At 34.8% G+C, this 16,579-nt stretch carries 13 protein-coding genes; 4 read left to right on the top strand and 9 right to left on the bottom strand.

The window, feature by feature from the left end; translation table 11 throughout:
• Nucleotides 1-14 precede the first annotated feature (14 nt).
• Entirely contained in the window at nt 15-713 is a 699-nt protein-coding gene (locus HDEF_RS00810; RefSeq protein ID WP_012737876.1) for a helix-turn-helix domain-containing protein, read from the bottom strand.
• Nucleotides 714-1,088: 375 nt separating this feature from the next.
• On the opposite strand from HDEF_RS00810, the gene HDEF_RS00815 reads away from it, so the two are divergent.
• On the top strand, nt 1,089-3,290 hold the full coding sequence (locus tag HDEF_RS00815) for a hypothetical protein (RefSeq protein ID WP_012737877.1): 2,202 nt from the start codon (nt 1,089-1,091) through the stop codon (nt 3,288-3,290).
• Between the two features lie 243 nt (nt 3,291-3,533).
• Here the strand turns inward: HDEF_RS00815 and HDEF_RS00820 are convergent, their stop codons facing one another.
• The 8 genes from HDEF_RS00820 to HDEF_RS00855 all read right to left on the bottom strand — a co-directional run bounded on the left by HDEF_RS00820 (nt 3,534) and on the right by HDEF_RS00855 (nt 11,982).
• Entirely contained in the window at nt 3,534-3,809 is a 276-nt protein-coding gene (locus HDEF_RS00820) for a hypothetical protein (protein WP_012737878.1), read from the bottom strand.
• 154 nt (nt 3,810-3,963) lie between these two features.
• Entirely contained in the window at nt 3,964-4,920 is a 957-nt protein-coding gene (locus HDEF_RS00825) for a transposase (RefSeq protein WP_012737879.1), read from the bottom strand.
• A 45-nt stretch (nt 4,921-4,965) separates the two neighbouring features.
• Nucleotides 4,966-6,954, bottom strand: coding sequence for a type III secretion system protein (locus tag HDEF_RS00830; RefSeq protein WP_086934964.1), 1,989 nt, complete (start codon nt 6,952-6,954; stop codon nt 4,966-4,968).
• A 90-nt stretch (nt 6,955-7,044) separates the two neighbouring features.
• Nucleotides 7,045-8,298, bottom strand: a complete 1,254-nt coding sequence (locus tag HDEF_RS00835; RefSeq protein WP_044612221.1) for a transposase — start codon at nt 8,296-8,298, stop codon at nt 7,045-7,047.
• 152 nt (nt 8,299-8,450) lie between these two features.
• Nucleotides 8,451-8,705, bottom strand: a complete 255-nt coding sequence (locus HDEF_RS00840) for an EscE/YscE/SsaE family type III secretion system needle protein co-chaperone (protein ID WP_012737883.1) — start codon at nt 8,703-8,705, stop codon at nt 8,451-8,453.
• A 30-nt stretch (nt 8,706-8,735) separates the two neighbouring features.
• Nucleotides 8,736-9,974, bottom strand: coding sequence for a type III secretion system inner membrane ring subunit SctD (gene sctD / locus HDEF_RS00845; protein ID WP_012737884.1), 1,239 nt, complete (start codon nt 9,972-9,974; stop codon nt 8,736-8,738).
• A 3-nt stretch (nt 9,975-9,977) separates the two neighbouring features.
• Nucleotides 9,978-11,468 (bottom strand): EscC/YscC/HrcC family type III secretion system outer membrane ring protein, encoded by a 1,491-nt coding sequence (locus tag HDEF_RS00850; protein WP_012737885.1) that lies wholly within the window; start codon nt 11,466-11,468, stop codon nt 9,978-9,980.
• A 139-nt stretch (nt 11,469-11,607) separates the two neighbouring features.
• Nucleotides 11,608-11,982 (bottom strand): type III effector protein, encoded by a 375-nt coding sequence (locus tag HDEF_RS00855; protein ID WP_044612222.1) that lies wholly within the window; start codon nt 11,980-11,982, stop codon nt 11,608-11,610.
• 185 nt (nt 11,983-12,167) lie between these two features.
• Between HDEF_RS00855 and HDEF_RS00860 the strand changes: the two genes are divergently transcribed.
• From HDEF_RS00860 to map, 3 genes are all read left to right on the top strand, one after another.
• Nucleotides 12,168-14,906, top strand: a complete 2,739-nt coding sequence (locus tag HDEF_RS00860; RefSeq protein WP_012737887.1) for a two component system sensor kinase — start codon at nt 12,168-12,170, stop codon at nt 14,904-14,906.
• A 71-nt stretch (nt 14,907-14,977) separates the two neighbouring features.
• Nucleotides 14,978-15,610: a two component system response regulator gene (locus HDEF_RS00865; RefSeq protein ID WP_012737888.1), complete on the top strand. Its 633-nt coding sequence runs from the start codon at nt 14,978-14,980 to the stop codon at nt 15,608-15,610.
• A gap of 157 nt (nt 15,611-15,767) precedes the next feature.
• Nucleotides 15,768-16,577 (top strand): type I methionyl aminopeptidase, encoded by an 810-nt coding sequence (map, locus tag HDEF_RS00870; protein WP_012737889.1) that lies wholly within the window; start codon nt 15,768-15,770, stop codon nt 16,575-16,577.
• The last annotated feature ends 2 nt before the right edge of the window (nt 16,578-16,579 follow it).

Below are 16,579 nucleotides of genomic sequence, written 5' to 3' on the forward strand. Positions count from 1 at the left end.
GTTTTCTCCTAATTTTAGATTAAAGTACGCAATTGCGAAGGCGAATGCTGATAGCGACGACGAAAACTGTCTGAAAAATGAGCATGATTACTAAAACCACACTCCATCGCTATATCAGAGACACGTAGCCGAGTCGACTTGAGCAATTCTAATCCTTTTTTTAAACGCTTGTCTAATAGCCACTGTTTTACGGACGTTCCAAACTTTTGATAAAACAAGAAATTCAATTTTCGTGATGATACACCTAGTTCTTCGGCATAGCGTGAAACACTCCACGCATTAAGACTATTTTGTTCAAAAAATTCTAGCAACTCATTGCTATTGCCGACCATCAAATTCAGCAAATTATAAAAATATTCACTATCCAAACCCAGGCAATAAAGATAAATAAATCGAAGCGACATTCCAGGTTGAATGCTCATAAGTCGTTCAGTGACTTGAATAATATTTTTTTGAAGAGACAATATTTTACAGCGATCAAATGCAAAACGTTGAAATGAATTTGATTGTGATGAATGCTGTGTCAGTGTTTTGTAAATCGGTAATAAATCAGCCGAATAGCATATAATATTTTTTAAATGATAACCATCAACAGTAGAAGCGACAGCACTTTCATCTGAAACAACCAAACTTCCAGAAGGAACATCATAATATTCACCAGAGCATTTCAATGAGCCGGCTTTAAGAAATAAAATAAATTGTATTGATTGCATTATTTTCCCCTTCGTTTAAGTATTAATGCTGACAATCTATCGATTTTTTCTAAAAGGGAATATCCGGTGTATACCTCATATTTTAAATGAATCAAAAAATAGATAATGTGTCTGGTGTCACGTATCAAGGCTCAGGTTCTTTTAAAAAAAGCACCCAATCGATGTGATCAATCCCAATGAAATATCAATTTGATTGTTTTTTCCTTATTCTATCAATTTGTGACCTTCAAGTTTTTTTTAATTTCAAGTTACTGTAAAGTTAAAAATATTTTTAATATTAACCACTCACTTTTTTAAAAAGCGCCTTTTAAAAAAGGAATAACTTAAAATATATTTTAATAATGCAATTCATACTAAGTTAGTAAAGAGGTCAGTATGCCAAAATCAACAGTTTCAAATATGAATTTAAAATTTTTTACTTTTTTAAAAAGTCAAGACTCCTCCAAACAAAAAGGGGCAAGTGCTATTTCTAAAAAGAGGCTTACTGCTAAAAATACAGACAAGGGTATTTTTTCTCAAAATAAAGCGGATCAGGTTAAATTAAATGGGGAGCCACAATCTAAGACTGATAAATCAAGACTTAGTCTTGATTTTGCTTTAATTCAGGTAACTTTATTTAAAAAGTTAAATAAATATATAAATGATTTAGATGTAAATGATGAACACAGAACAGTTCGTCAGAACAACGTAAAAGACAGATTCAAAGATTTTCTGATTATAACAGATAGCAACAAAGTCGCATGGTCTCAACATAAACAGCCTAAAGATCTGAGTGAACTTAAAAAAATCATTGGAGAAACTTTAGAAAGTTGTAGTTTTTTTAAGTCGAGTTTGCGTACCATTTTAAACACGGTTAATGAACAAATCAAAGTTGCTGAAAGTAATTTAACTTCATATACTTATACAAAAAATTCACGTGATAGTAACGATGCCGAAAAAACTCCCGAAGTGCCTGCATTTTCTACTGATACAATAACTCAGGATACAACACAAAATACAATATCAATAATATCTCCTGCTACTCAAGAAAATAAATTGGTCAGCAGTGAAGATAATCAAAATAATACGCCTGACTCTCAGTCTGATGATTCTACTAATAACAATTTATTCAATGATGTAGATGACAATGTTAATCATAATTTAGTGACTCAGCCAGCTGAGAATCCTCTTCATGAAGAGACAATAGTTAAAGAGCACGATCAACTTTTGAGGATATTGAATGAATATGCCAATACATCCACAAAAAGCCCCATTAAAAAATTGAGCCATGGTGGTAGTCATCTAAAAATTTTAGAAGATATATTAGGTAATAATTGGATTAAAATAGAAAAGAATAATTTTGAAGAAAAAATTAAATGGAAGAAAAATCCAGATATCAACGATATTTGTTTTATTGTAAATGCATTATTAGAAAAGCATCCAAAAAAAGAGTCGCAGCTGAATCAACTTTTAGTTCATTTTCAATCAGAATTTTCTAAACGTCATCCTGAGCTTAATATCAATAGTGATAGACTTTTACAAGTATTGAATCAATATGGGAAAGACAAAGATCATCAAGAAAAACTACATAAAAAATTAGATGAATATAATGATGTTTTGAAAAAAACAAAAGATACTCAAAATCCATATAAATGGAATGAAGAGCCTACAGAAGAAAAAATAGATGCTATTTTAAAAAAATTATTAGAAAATTCTATGGATCATGAATCGTCGTTACGTAAATTGTTAGCGCAGCGATTCCCAGAAAAAACAACTGCAATAATAACTGATATAACTGATGTAAAAACTAAAGAAATTTTTAAAAAACATAAAAAAATCTTACAGGAAGAAATAAGTAAGGTTGATACTGATCATCTCAACTCTTTTGGAAAACTTGAAAAATTCAGCAAAAAAATAGATCAAGTTCAAGAAGATCGTGTTAAAGAATTTAACAAAGAGATCAAAGGTTTTTCGGATAAAACGAAGATTACAATAAATGATTCTTTAAAAAAGAATTATGAATCAAAACTCAAAAACTGCGAACAGACGTTGAGTTTTCCAGACATTGTAGACAAAATTTTAGATAAAAAAGATTATTTCATTTTTAATTCAACAAAAAAAATAAACAAAGAAGAAATTGAGAAAAATGGAAATAAAATCAATGAGAAAGTTATTCAGATCTCTAATCTAGATATACCAAAAGAAGTAAAGAAAGAATGCATAAATAAAATCACAAGCATGGCTTTGAAGAGACTCGATTTAATAAACAACTCTCTTCCCAGAGAAGAAACTTTCTGGAAAAGCTTTTCAGCAGCAATGACATCAACTTTCACGCGCACAGGGGTAGTTGCCGGAATTGGTACAACTGTTATTTTATTGCTTGCATCTATTGGAGCCGTACCGGCTGTAATAATAGGGGGAGCCATTGTTGGGTTCATCGTATTCGGGAACGTTTTAAAAGAGCTTAAAAATTCAAGCAAAAAACAAGAAAAGCTTCAAGAAGTGATTCAATCTTATTCAAGCGAAAGAGAAAAAATAAAAGAAATACAAAAAAAGCATGGCATTTCCATACATCAGGCTGAGTCGAAAGCAAATTAAAACTCAGAAAGGCCTTATAAGCAAAACGATTCGTTCGACTTAAGCTCTAACTCTCGGGTTGTTTAACTTTAATGAAGTAGGCCGCGTGGGTTGAGAGAGGTTATGGGAAGGATGGTTTGTGTTACAAACCATCCTAAATTATCTTTTCGGCCAATCGGTTAAACTATGCAATGTGACCTAAAGATAGGGTAATAAGGAATGTGATGCTAAATGAGCATTTTTTTTAAACCAGAAAAAAATGGATTATTTCATATTAAAATTGCTCTCTTTTTTCATATTAGCATCCGGCTTATTTTTAGAATCTTTTTTCATCCTTTTTTTTTCAGTTTTTTTATGATACTTCTCAATTTTAGTCTTTTTGATATTACCCGCTGAATCAGCCGTCGAAGAAGTCACTGCTGAAGACGCCACTTTAGAAGTGACTTCCGTAGGGTTGGGTTGCTTCAACATAGAACCTTCCGCAGCAATAGCAGTGGAAGATATCGTCACTGCAATAATGAATGCTAATGTTTTTTTCATATTTGATTCCTCAAAAAGTTTGTTTTGCCCCCCCTATCGGGAGTGTGTTTATCATATAGTAATCAGTTTATTATTTCTATGGGTGATAAATGGATCGAGTATATTTTATACAAAGTCGCTCTATTATATGAAAAAAACAACCGCCGATTTTTCATTAACCGCCGGCGACAAAACTCCCTCCATGCAGTAAACGAGAGAGCAGAGGCATCATTTCTTTCATAAATTGCAATAAAGTGGTCAAGAGGTCTATCACTATTTTTTGGTTATTCTGAAACATAGTGTCAGCTGACTGAACCATGTCAGTTGCATTTTGAGCAAACGCATTGTCGTAATTTGATTGCTTATAATCATTTTGACTGGCGATGCCACCAAGACCAGACACACCACTGCTAGCATGACCGGCAATAGAACCCAACTCATTTCCTTTTGCCATACCATAAGATGAGCATACCGCCCCAAGTAAGCCCCCGAAAATTTTGCAACCACTATCAATATAACCTCCTTTTGCTTTTTCATCTGCTGAGGCCAGCATGAGCTCGCATCTACGCATTTGGCTTTTATCTTTCAGCTCAAGGTCCATGCAGTTCTTTTTTAAAGTCTCTAATGCCACCAGCATGATCATGATCATGAGCTGTAACATGACGAGCTCCATGTTATCTGAAGGCCCGTTAGCTATGTCATGTACACGTTTACTGATAGTATCTAGATTATCTAAAATGATACCGTTTTTAGGATTATTACTGATTTCAGACTTTTCAAGAATCTTTACGATAGGGAACGCATACTTTAAACATATCTTTGCCATAGGCTCTATATCTTTGTCATTTATTTGTGATTTATTCTTTCCTTCGATAGTGGCTGAAGGAATACTGTTTAGTTCTTCCTCCATTTTTTTTGTTATTTTTATTAACTCTGGGTCAGGCTTGACTTTTTTACCATTCACTTTCAGTTCTTCTTCAATAGTCTTCAATATAACGCTGGAAAATCCTGGTCGCTCTTCCTTTAATTTTGATTTATCACTTTGATCGTTTTCAAAAGTTGGAGAAGCTTTCTCTGGGTTTACAGAAAAAAAGTTTGAAGTAGTTTGAGTTAATCCGGTATTGTAATTCATAATGATCTCCTGATTTTTATTTATGGTGAGTGGCCTACTAGTTAATTACCCACCCATTATTAAGTCATTCAGCTGCCCCACCTGCTGTAACGATTTAATGGTTTCTTGCTGCTCTGCTTGAAGAAATTTCACTTCATTTTGCTGATTTTTTTGGTTTAGTTCTGTCCTTTTTTTGGTATTATCGACCTCATTTTTAGAAATCTCTCTTTCTGCAGCGTCTTTTTCCTGTTCGTATGTTAAGCCTGTGACTTGCCATTCTATGATACCGTCAAATGTTAATTTTGATGCTTCAACAAAGGCTTGAGCTGCACGATACCCTGCAAATCTGAATGATCTGAAAGCCGTTTTTTCGATTTCTTTAGATACTGACATTAATATAATCTGATTGATTGCTTCTTGTGTGATTTCTTCTCCATCTTTGGCGGCTTGCTTAGCGGCTTTCATTACGTTCTGCTTAATGCGGTTTATGATTTGTTTTTTTGATTTTTCAAAAAATTCTGTTGCTCGATCGATATTTTTTTGGATATTTTTTGGTTTAGCATTAATGTCCTCGAATGCAAATTCAGCCTCTTCACCCTCACCCGACGCCATATTTTTCAGCTCAATTCCTCCTTCCTCCGGGTTAAAGTTAAACCTTTCAGAAAGATTTTCGATAAACTCTTCTGCTTCTTTTCCAAGCTGTTTTTCCATTCTCTCTTCAAGTAATTTGATCCCCTTTTTCTCCATGCCTTCTGCGGCGGCTTCAGCCAATCGGGATGATCCAACTTTAGCAGCATCTGCAAGAGCGTCACTACCTCCCTTTCTGATGAGTTTTACTGCACCTTCTTTTAGTAATTTAGCGGGCTTATAGAGAACAGAAAACATATCAGTCATTAGTGCAACAAACTGAAAAAACGTTGATAAACCCGTTAAGACTTCAATTGCTTTATCTTCTGCCTCCTTATTACCAATATGGCAGGCTTCCAGAATTTGACATAAATCTTTTGCCAAACCGCACGCACCTGCAAGAATATTAGCCGCACCAGAGACTTCATCTCCGATACAAACTTCTACTACACCAATGATAACCTGGACCACATTAACGATAACGTCTATTAATTTATCCCACCAGCTTCTTTCTTCATTTTTTTTAATTTGTTCTTGTTGTTGATGAATCATATCTACCAATTTTTGGTGCTCATAATCTATTAATAATTTTTGATGTTTAAGATTATCCCTGTCTTGTTGATTCTGTGATGACATATTATTTATAACAACTTGTTGATAATGCAAAAAGACGGCGATCATTATATTTTGAAAACTCAAATTGTTATTTATAATGTTGTTTCCGAAATTTAAATACGCATCATGGTTGTTATTAACAGAGAAATCAGGAGTGTTTTGAAGTAATAGTAAATTTGAATGAAGTGTTTTTAAACGGGAAAAAAGATTAACCAGATCCTTATTAGAAGAAAAAGAATCAAGATCCTTACCTAAAGAATGCAATTGGTAAAGAGTCATTTTGATGGCTTCCTTTGCCTTTTCAGGGGAAGCACCCATTAAGTCTGAAACATGGGAAAGATTGCAAAAATCCGAAATAGAATCGAGCAAATGGTTTGCCCCTTTTATTGCATCAAGTGCAGTAGGGATTTTGTCTTTTAATTCTATTGAAGATTTTTTTATTGCAGATCTTTGTGAAATTGCTTTATCGTTTTTAGTATTTGAATGATTAAAAAAGTTTTTTATATGAGGCAATAAATTGGAGATGATTTCTTGTCGTTCGTGTGGGGCCAAACTTTGATTTTTTAATTGTTTCTCAAGAGAGTTGACTGCTTCAGTTTGCGATGTATGATTTTTTAATATCAAAATTAAATTTTCTGATTTTAAATTAAAATTAACAAAGCGTTGTTTTAATTGTTTTAATATTTTTTTGAGTTCTTGTTCCTGTGTTTTTTCTTCTTTCTTTTTGTCTATAAAAGAAGTTAAGGTACCAACCTCTTTTTGTTTTTGAAAGCCATGATATTTTGTTTGATTAACATCAATTTCTGCAACCATATGACACCCCCGGCATTTTCAAACATTTAAGATGATTTTTTATAAAGTCATGGATTCTATTTAAGATAATTTTGTTATTTAAGCAGGTGACTAAGAGCTCATAATGGTTCTGCATAGTTGACCCAAAGCAGATACCATTGTTTTTGCCAGGTTCATCCAGTTTGATGCTGTATTATTTTGCTGAGAAACCTTTATTTGAGCCTCACTAGAAACTTGAGTTGCTACAGACACAATTTGATCAGAAGCACCTTTTATGGCATCAAGACAATCTCTCGAAATCTGATAACCACCTTTTCCATCTGACGTTTGATTCTTTAGATACTCAACAATGTTTTTACCATCAACTTGAAGACCTAATGCTTCGGCCTTTTCAATTAATTCTTTAGTAAAATCTTCCTTTTTAGTAGCATCACTGGGCGGAATTTCATCTACAAGCTCATTGACTCGATTGCTTAATTCCTGAGCTGCCTGTTGTCTTTCTAATGCTTTTTTTTGATTTTCCGCTATATGAAGGGCGCCAGAAGCACTCGCATTGTATTCGCACATTGAGAGCAATATCATTAACATCCACATACTTATATTAGGATCATGAAGCGCACTGGATAACATGCTTAAAAGAGTTCTACCCTCAACATCGTTGGGATTATCATACGGATCAGGACCAGGGGCAGGTTCATTAGAAATACTACGTTTATTTCTTATAGGAATAGAAGATATATCTTTATGATTAAAATCCTGGCGATTATCATCAGAATCATCACTAAGGTCAGGCTCATTAAAAACACTCCGTTTATTTCTTGTAGGTGATATATGTTTATTATGTAGTTTTCGCGCTTGCTCTCTGATTTCTTTGTGCTGTATTTCTGAAAGGTGTCCTGAAAGCGCTATTTCATGGAGCTGCTTCTCGAAAAGCAACATGTTTTTGTTGATTCGCTTGGGATCGACTTCTTTTAGAAAATGTTCAACCGCTAAAGCAACCAGCTTTATGTTCGCGTCAGCCTTAGCTTTTGCTTTTGCTTCTTTATTAGCTTTTGCTTCTTTATGCTGATTAATGAATTGCTTAAAATCATTTATATATTTTTTAAAGTCATCTTTATTAGAGATGTTTTCTTTTGCAAGAGTCAGCAGTTCCTGTAATTTATTACCAACATCAACAGGTTCATGTTCTACTGAATGAATCAATTGTTTTAAAATGTTTTCTAGACGCCCCATTTGATTTTTTGTGAGCTTTTGGATACCTTCGGTAGCGCCCTTGGCTGGAATAGTTTTGTCGCTGTTTTCAGCATAAAAAGCCTTATTTTCATTAACCAGATTAACTAAATCAGGCATAACCTGCATATTCATAATATACACTCCCTGGTGATTTAATTTTGACCACTAAATATTAATATTAATTATTGATTAAATATATATTTTTTTTAAAAAAATTCATTTAATTTATTTTATAAGTAATTTAGACCTCTTTTGTGAGTTCGTCTTTCAATTTTTGGATTTTTCTAACTAAATTGATCGTGATCAAAAAGATTTTCTGGTTTTTTTTTGTGATAACGATAAGACAATGTTTTGATGATTTTTCTAGCACTTAATACTGAATCATAAAGTTTTTGTAGCCCTTCATATTCTTCAGGGGTTTTTGGTGAAGATAAAGCGGATTTTAGTGTCACCTCTGCTTCATCCAATTCATCTAATTTTGACTGTAATTGTTCAGGACAGTTTTTTAATGAGTCTTCAAGATAAGTGATAGTGGCCATAAAAATGATGTTCTCAATAACGTCTAAAAATTAAAAATTTAAAGGAATATGTATCATGTCATTTCCTTTGATGAGTTGTATTCCTTGCTTGCCTATGAATATAACTTTATATCCATTCGATAATACTGTGCCTACTTGTAAACGCTGTCCGTTTTCTAAATCAATAAATACAGATTTAATATTACCACCGTAGCTCATGACAGGAGAGGGTAATATCTGTGCAGATTGATCGAATACAGGAATATTTTGATAAATGACTTTGGGAAAAGTGGGATCTTTTTGATGAATATTGTCTAACATTTCATTTAATTTTTTTTGCTGTTCAGAAGAAAGCCAACCGCTCATCACAATATTTTGTTTATTTTGCTCCATGCTTAAATAACCCAGCAGATCCGATTCCATTAATTGTTGTATCAAAAACTTAATTTGTTCGCCCTGATTGTTAACAACGCTCCATCCTTTTAACCCTGCAATAGATGAAAGGGCTTCCTGCACTTTTGCCCATTCTGGCCCTGATTGAATTAATCCATGAATTACCAACGTGTTAGGAAGACTACCTTGCTTGACCTCAACGTCAGGATAACCAAATTGAAGGAAAACGTTTTTTACACTTAACATTAAATGATCATCGCAGATCAGATTATTGTGATATGCGATCTCATTCGCCAACAAAAAGTTCTGTACATTTTTTATTAAATCAGAATTTTGGCAATATCCATTTAAAATGACGCTTCCATCAGGCTGCCAAATAGTCTTCACTTCTTTTAATTTTAATGTGTTTAATTTCTTTGCCAGTTGACTTGCGATGTTTGTCGATTGATATTCAATCATTTTCTTTTCACTGTGCTTTAAAAGCCTATTCTTATTAGAAGAAAGCCAATACACTCCCCCTAAAAAAGTGAATAATAAAATGAGCGCTAATACTGATAACCATAGAGAGGGTCTTTGATCAACCCGCCTTGGTAAAGGCATCGCAGTAAGAGTATCGTCATGTGCTCCCAAGAGCATATAAATGCCATCTGCTTCAATCACCTGATGAAGCGGCAAAGGATGGTTTAAATCAAACGCAACACCATTGACCCAAACCTGACATTGAGCCTCCATGAAAATTTCATTTTCTTCGATTTTGAGTGTCAGGATATGAGCATCTGGCAATACTAAAAAGATATCGCAATCCTGCTCTCCGAAAGTAAATATGCCTTCTGGCAATAAAATTTCACGGCCATTCAATATGCCATTCAATAAGCGTACTTTAAACTGTGCTTTCATATTTTATTGCCTTTTATTCTTCACCGGCACAGCTTTTATTAAAAATAATCTGACAACACTACTGGATTGTTTGCTTGAACTACGAAATAGTCCTCCAATTAAAGGAATGTCTCCCAATAAAGGAATTTTGTGCTTTGAAGCTTTTTGACTATCTTGAATAAATCCTCCCAATAAAAGATTTTGTCCAGGTTTAAGAACTGCTTGAGTCGTAATTTGAGAATTATCTATTTGAGGTAGTATTTCGGTTGTATTATTAATAGAAGGTCTCTGCTGACCATCTTGAATATCGAGATTTAATAGTACGTCTTCTTTGCCTTTATCTTTAATCATTCTAGGTGTGACCTGCATCAGGGTACCCGTCGTTCTTGAATCTAGTTTTGCCACCTTATCCCCTTGTAATTTCGTATAAAATGTCACGTTTTTATCCAGCACCGCTTGAATATTGTTTAGAGTGACTATAGAAGGACGCGATAAAACCCGAGCTTTTGAATGTTGTTCTAACGCATTAATTCGTACCATGAAATCATTGCCCACAACGGTAGAAAATCCACCGTCATCACTGGATATAAAACCCTTATTAAACGAAACTTTACCACCGCCCAGAGACGCAGAAGCCTCCCAATTAATACCTAACTGGTTTATATCCGAGGCATCAACATCAATAATCGCGACTGAAATTTCTATTTCAATCGGGCGAACATCAAGTTGTTTTACTAAACTGGCATAAATTGGCATGTTAACCACTCTATCCCTCACAATGAGGGCGTTTTGACGAGGATCGGCCGAAAATAGGGGTAACCCTAAAGATTGATCTTTGCCAGAGGTTTTATTTTCTCCTATAGCGATGGTATTTTGTGAATTCATGTCACGTAAAACACTCACTAATCCTGGTAAAGTCACTTTTTGATCACGATATTGATAAGTGGTATCAGTGGCTGAAGCATACTTCAGTGAAAACACCCGGACGGCTTGTTTATTGTCATTATAATTTTGCCGTTGTGTATTTAATAATGAGGTTAACTGGGTTGCACGCTCAATACACACAGGCACACCGCTGATTTCTACTGTATTAAGACGAGTCAAGGCTTTTAAGGCACAATTTTTCCCATTAGGGAGGCCGCTATTTTTTAAATACTTAATTAATGCTTTGATGGGTAAATCACCAGAAGACAGAATCTGCTTTTTAATATCTTGAATTTTATAAAAATAAATGACATCACCATCAAAATACCACGTCAAATTATATCGAGTGGATAACTCATCTAACATTTGATTAGGGGTTTTATCTTTTAATTCGCCGGAAAAAGTGTCAGTAATGTCGGGGCTTACGATCACAGGAATACCGTAGTTAAGCCCGATTTCTTTTAGAAGTTTTCCAAGCGAGATGCCATGAGTGTAAATAAAAAACGGGGCACCTTGCCAATGAATGGTCTGTGCCTTTAAAAAGGGGTTGCTTAACAAAAAACAGATAAAAAGGCTGATGATTTTTTTCATTGTGATATCGCATTTATTTTTTTGAAAATTATCCCGAATAATATCAACTATAGTTAAACGGGAAAATAAAGAGGGAAATATCATTCAGATTCATCATCCGATTTAGACTCATTTTGAAATGATGACCAAAAAGTTCTCATCAATTTTTAGAATGATTTGATATCAGTGAGATCAGATAATGTCTAAAAGATAATAGTTGATCTAATATGGATGCCATCTGTTCTACATTGGTCCCAATATCACCATCAGCTCGACACCATAACCACCAATGTTTCTTTCTGAGTTCTAGTCCGTAATCTTGTGCCTCTTCCAAGGAGGCGAATAGTAAGCTTATATGTTTAAAGATGACATCGTATAAAATCTTTTCTTCACATAAAAGCAATCCTACACAAACAGAATGTTGATAATCTTTTGCCTGGGCCTGGACGTTATCTAAAATAAACTCAATGGTATTTGAGCTTTTTAAAAGCTGGATATCGGTCACCAGAGGGAGCACATTTAATATTTCTTGCATCTCAACTCCCAAGTGAATTTGGACATTTATATTATTAACTCAATAAGAGATTTAAAATATAAGGCGAAAACCTCAATTGAAAATGTTTGATTTTTTAAACATATCAAAGTTTAGAATAAAATTTATTGAACGCGAACTAGTACTGGTTTGACAAAATGCCCTTAAAAAATCGGGATGATAATACTATGAAAAAGAATAAATCCTCATCACTGGTCAATAAATTGACCCTATTATTGGGTATCAACTTGACGTGCATTTGGTTCATTGCAACAGCGATGAATGTTTTTTTTTCATTTGAAAACACAACAACGCGTTTGATTAAGGAGTTAGAAAATAAAGCGGATTTACAAGTTGGATTAATCAATCAGCTGTTTCAAACAGCTGAGCGCGATGCGCTTTTATTGACACAAATTGATGAAATTGCTCCCCATAACGCTAAAGATTTTTCTGGATCATTCATTCAAAATCAAAACTGCAATAGGTTGCCACTTCTGAGCAGTGCGCAAAATATCTTACAGGTCTCAAGAATGATAGATCAAAAAAATTATTTTTTTAGTTTTATCATACAACCCGAAAAAGGGATCGCTCTGTTCACACCTAAAACTCTTTCTCATCAAGAGCTCATAAAAAGACAAAATGAGTTATTAGATCTGTTGTCTGGTTCTCCAAAAGACAATATTTTTTGGGGAAAACCAGTTTATGTAAAAAACGATGGATGGCATCTTTCTCTTGCTTTATGTAATAAACATGGAGGATTCTCTGGCATTGCTTTGAACATAAACCGTTTTTTTTCTCATGATCCCCAAAAAAAGAATCAGGATATTCATTTATTATTAGATGAGGCGGGTGATCTCTTAGCGTCTTCCCACCCCCTCAGCTCAAAAAAAACAATCAATCATCTTTTGAAAGAACTTAGAACGATTAAGTTGCATGATGGATTACAACAAACTGAAAATTTTTTGGTTTGGCGTTTACGATTACCTGTCCAAAAATTGCAACAATTGATCGTTTATCCCCGCGCCAATTTCCTAAAAGAAGCCGCTCAGCCAGCGTTAGATCAATTACCCTTTGCCATCTGCATTTTGGTATTACTTACTCTCACCGTATTTTTTTTATTACGCTATTACCTGGCCGTTCCCCTCTGGAATTTCGTTAAAATCATGAGTACAACAGGGCCGGAATCCATGGAAAAACGTCTACCAATGAATCGTCATCATGAACTAGGACGAATCGCTCAGTCATATAATGATTTACTGGATATACTTAATAAGCAATATGATACTTTAGAAACGAGAGTCAATGAACGAACACTACAGTTGGAACGCGCCAAACAAGTGGCAGAACAGGCCAATCGTCGTAAAAGCTTACATTTAACCACGATTAGCCACGAAATCCGAACACCTCTCAATGGCGCTCTTGGTGCTATTGAATTACTCAAACATACTTCTTTGAGTCCTTCCCAATTAAAGCTGTTGGATACAACACAACAATGTTCTGCTTCTTTGTTAAGTATCATTAATGCATTACTTGATTTTTCACATATAGAATCAGGTCAGATGACATTGGTCTTAGAGCAGACGGAATTGCTGCCCATTTTAGATCAAGCCATGTTAACCATTCAAAGCCAAGCGTTTAAACATTCACTGAATTTGTATACCTTCGTCAGTAAAGAGGTGCCTTTAGTATTAAAACTAGATGCTTTACGTTTAAGACAAATTTTAATTAACCTACTAGGTAATGCGGTAAAATTCACTCAAAAGGGATCTATTTCTCTTTACGTCCAACATGAAAATCACAAGCTCTGTTTTACCGTTGAAGATACCGGTTGTGGGATCGATGAAAAATTTCAGAAAAAAATATTTCAACCTTTTTTTCAGGCAGGAATTAACAAAGGAACAGGTCTTGGACTCACGATTGCGAGTAATTTAGCCAGCCTCATGAAAGGCACTCTGGATTTACAGAGCACTTTGAATTTAGGGACACGTGTCTGTTTTGAGATTCCTGTCAATGAAAAATATGCGCCTCCTACTATTTTCAGCGGCAGTTTATCTGCTCCCTCCTCATTAATCCCCCAACTGAACGCTTGGGGGATAGCGTGTCTGTCAAATAATGAGGTCAACCCAAAGCTTTTGGATAAAGATCTGATTTATCTGCCAGGAAGGCTTTATTCAAATGTGAAAAAAATACTTTTTGAACAAGAACATCTCCCTGAATCAAAATTACCCGTCCAACCCTGGAAAATGAGCGTTTTATTGGTGGACGATTCAGAAATAAATCTTAAAATTATAGGCATGATGTTGTCTGAACTGGGTCATGACGTGGAGTTGGCTCATAGTGGTGATGAAGCGCTGGAGCTCGCGCATCATCAACGTTTTGATTTAGTGTTGATGGACATTCGTATGCCAAAGCTAAATGGTTTACAAACGACCAGGTTGTGGCGAACAGATCTCAAAAATAGGGATAGAGAATGCATGATTGTTGCTTTAACCGCTAACGCGAGTCCTTCAGAAAAACAAAGGGTTTGTAAAGCAGGCATGAATGATTATTTATGTAAGCCCGTAACTATAGCAGATCTCGCCGGTATTCTTGACCTGACAGCTCAATTTCAGATAAAGCGCGATATCTCTTTAGTCGCACAGGTATCGACGCTAAAACCCGTTTTGGATACAAAAGACAAAAACCTAATATCAAAAATATATTTATCCATGTCAAAGTTAGCTGAAGAGATAGCCGAATCCATTCACAATCCGGATCCAGTCTATCTCGCCGATCATTTACATAAATTGAAAGGGTGTGCAGGACAGGCAGGATTCATAGAATTGCAAGAAAAAGTGGTAGAGTTAGAAAAAAGTATTCATGAAAACAATAAAATAACGGAAAAAGATATCAAAGAATTAAAAAATTTAAATCAAAAAATAATATAAATAATTAATTAATTAATTAATTAATTAATTAATTATAAAAATTTTTATTTTGAAAGCTAGGGGAAAGAAGTATGAACGTAAAAATATTGATCGTAGATGATCATGAGCTCATTATTAATGGTATCAAAAATATGCTCTCGCCTTATAAACGTTATCAAGTAGTAGGGCAAACAGAGAATGGATTAGATGTTTATAATTTATGTGTTCAAACAGAGCCTGATATGGTCATCCTGGATTTAGGATTACCTGGAATGAATGGTCAAGAAGTGATTTTACAATTACATCGCCGATGGCCACAACTGAACATTTTAGTCTTAACTGCTCGAGAAGAAGAGCATTATGCGAGTCAAACATTAAAAATGGGGGCTCTGGGTTATGTGATTAAAAAAAGCCCTCAACAAATTTTAATGGCGGCGGTGCAAACCGTACTTGCAGGGAAACAATATATAGACCCTACTTTAAATGTGGATAGTGTACTGAAATTAATCAAAGAATCGGAGCATTATCCTTCTATATTAACCTCACGGGAACGACAAATTCTCAAACTGATTACAGAAGGGGTCTCCAATCGAATCATTGCAGACAGGCTTTATATCAGTGAAAAAACGGTAGAAACACATCGTCTTAATATGATGAAAAAACTTGATGTCCACAAAGTAGCTCAATTGATTCAGTGGTCGCAACGTTTAGGTATCAATATTTAGATAAAAACCACACCCAGGGCTCCTGATATACAAATTCCATGAAGATAACTTCATACTTTCAATGTAGAATCAGCATCAATCATTTTTATTGAAAAGATGAATTAAAATATTCACTCAAACATTTTCAAAACGGCAGTGAGGAGTAGCAAGTGCTTTTATGTCTATTTTTATAAAAACATCTGAAGAAATTGAAAAAATGCGAGTCGCTGGTCGTTTAGCAGCAGCAGTGTTAGAAATGATTGAACCTCATGTGAAAGAAGGGATGTCGACTGGTGAACTGGATAGTATTTGTCATGATTACATTACAAATCAGCAAAAAGCCATTCCTGCTTGTCTGGGCTATCGGGGTTTTCCAAAATCAGTTTGTATTTCGCTTAATGATGTGATTTGTCATGGCATTCCATCTGATGAAAAAATCTTAAAAAGAGGAGACATTCTCAATATCGATGTGACCGTCATCAAAGATGGCTTTCACGGCGATACTTCCAGGATGTTTATGGTCGGAAAACCGACAATTATCGCTGAACGTCTGTGTCGTACCACCTTGGAAACACTTTATTTAGGCATCAAAATGGTGAAGCCTGGTATTCGTCTGCGCTCATTAGGCAAAGCCATGCAAGCTTTTGTTGAATCACATCATTTTTCTGTTGTACGGGAATATTGTGGACATGGTATAGGCCGAACATTTCATGAAGATCCTCAAGTATTACATTATGATGATGAAGATCATGGTCTTATTTTGAAAGCAGGCATGACTTTTACGATTGAACCTATGGTGAACGCAGGCAAAGCACATATTCGAGTCATGAAAGACAAATGGACAGTCAAAACCAAAGACCGCAGCTTATCCGCACAATATGAACACACCGTTGCAGTCACTCATGATGGCTGCGAAATTTTAACCTGGCGTCCAGATGAACCTGTTTCTAAGCTGATTAAGCATCAGGATTCATCCTCTTTAAGATAAAT

The sequence above is a fragment of the Candidatus Hamiltonella defensa 5AT (Acyrthosiphon pisum) genome (genome assembly GCF_000021705.1).
Classification (GTDB): domain Bacteria; phylum Pseudomonadota; class Gammaproteobacteria; order Enterobacterales; family Enterobacteriaceae; genus Hamiltonella; species Hamiltonella defendens.

Coding starts and splice junctions, on each gene's coding strand:
- HDEF_RS00865 (WP_012737888.1), top strand. CDS start 14,978: ATGAACGTAAAAATATTGATCGTAGATGATCATGAGCTCATTATTAAT.
- HDEF_RS00810 (WP_012737876.1), bottom strand. CDS start 713: ATGCAATCAATACAATTTATTTTATTTCTTAAAGCCGGCTCATTGAAA.
- HDEF_RS00855 (WP_044612222.1), bottom strand. CDS start 11,982: ATGCAAGAAATATTAAATGTGCTCCCTCTGGTGACCGATATCCAGCTT.
- HDEF_RS00815 (WP_012737877.1), top strand. CDS start 1,089: ATGCCAAAATCAACAGTTTCAAATATGAATTTAAAATTTTTTACTTTT.
- HDEF_RS00840 (WP_012737883.1), bottom strand. CDS start 8,705: ATGGCCACTATCACTTATCTTGAAGACTCATTAAAAAACTGTCCTGAA.
- HDEF_RS00850 (WP_012737885.1), bottom strand. CDS start 11,468: ATGAAAAAAATCATCAGCCTTTTTATCTGTTTTTTGTTAAGCAACCCC.
- HDEF_RS00825 (WP_012737879.1), bottom strand. CDS start 4,920: ATGAATTACAATACCGGATTAACTCAAACTACTTCAAACTTTTTTTCT.
- HDEF_RS00860 (WP_012737887.1), top strand. CDS start 12,168: ATGAAAAAGAATAAATCCTCATCACTGGTCAATAAATTGACCCTATTA.
- sctD (WP_012737884.1), bottom strand. CDS start 9,974: ATGAAAGCACAGTTTAAAGTACGCTTATTGAATGGCATATTGAATGGC.
- HDEF_RS00820 (WP_012737878.1), bottom strand. CDS start 3,809: ATGAAAAAAACATTAGCATTCATTATTGCAGTGACGATATCTTCCACT.
- HDEF_RS00835 (WP_044612221.1), bottom strand. CDS start 8,298: ATGAATATGCAGGTTATGCCTGATTTAGTTAATCTGGTTAATGAAAAT.
- HDEF_RS00830 (WP_086934964.1), bottom strand. CDS start 6,954: ATGGTTGCAGAAATTGATGTTAATCAAACAAAATATCATGGCTTTCAA.
- map (WP_012737889.1), top strand. CDS start 15,768: ATGTCTATTTTTATAAAAACATCTGAAGAAATTGAAAAAATGCGAGTC.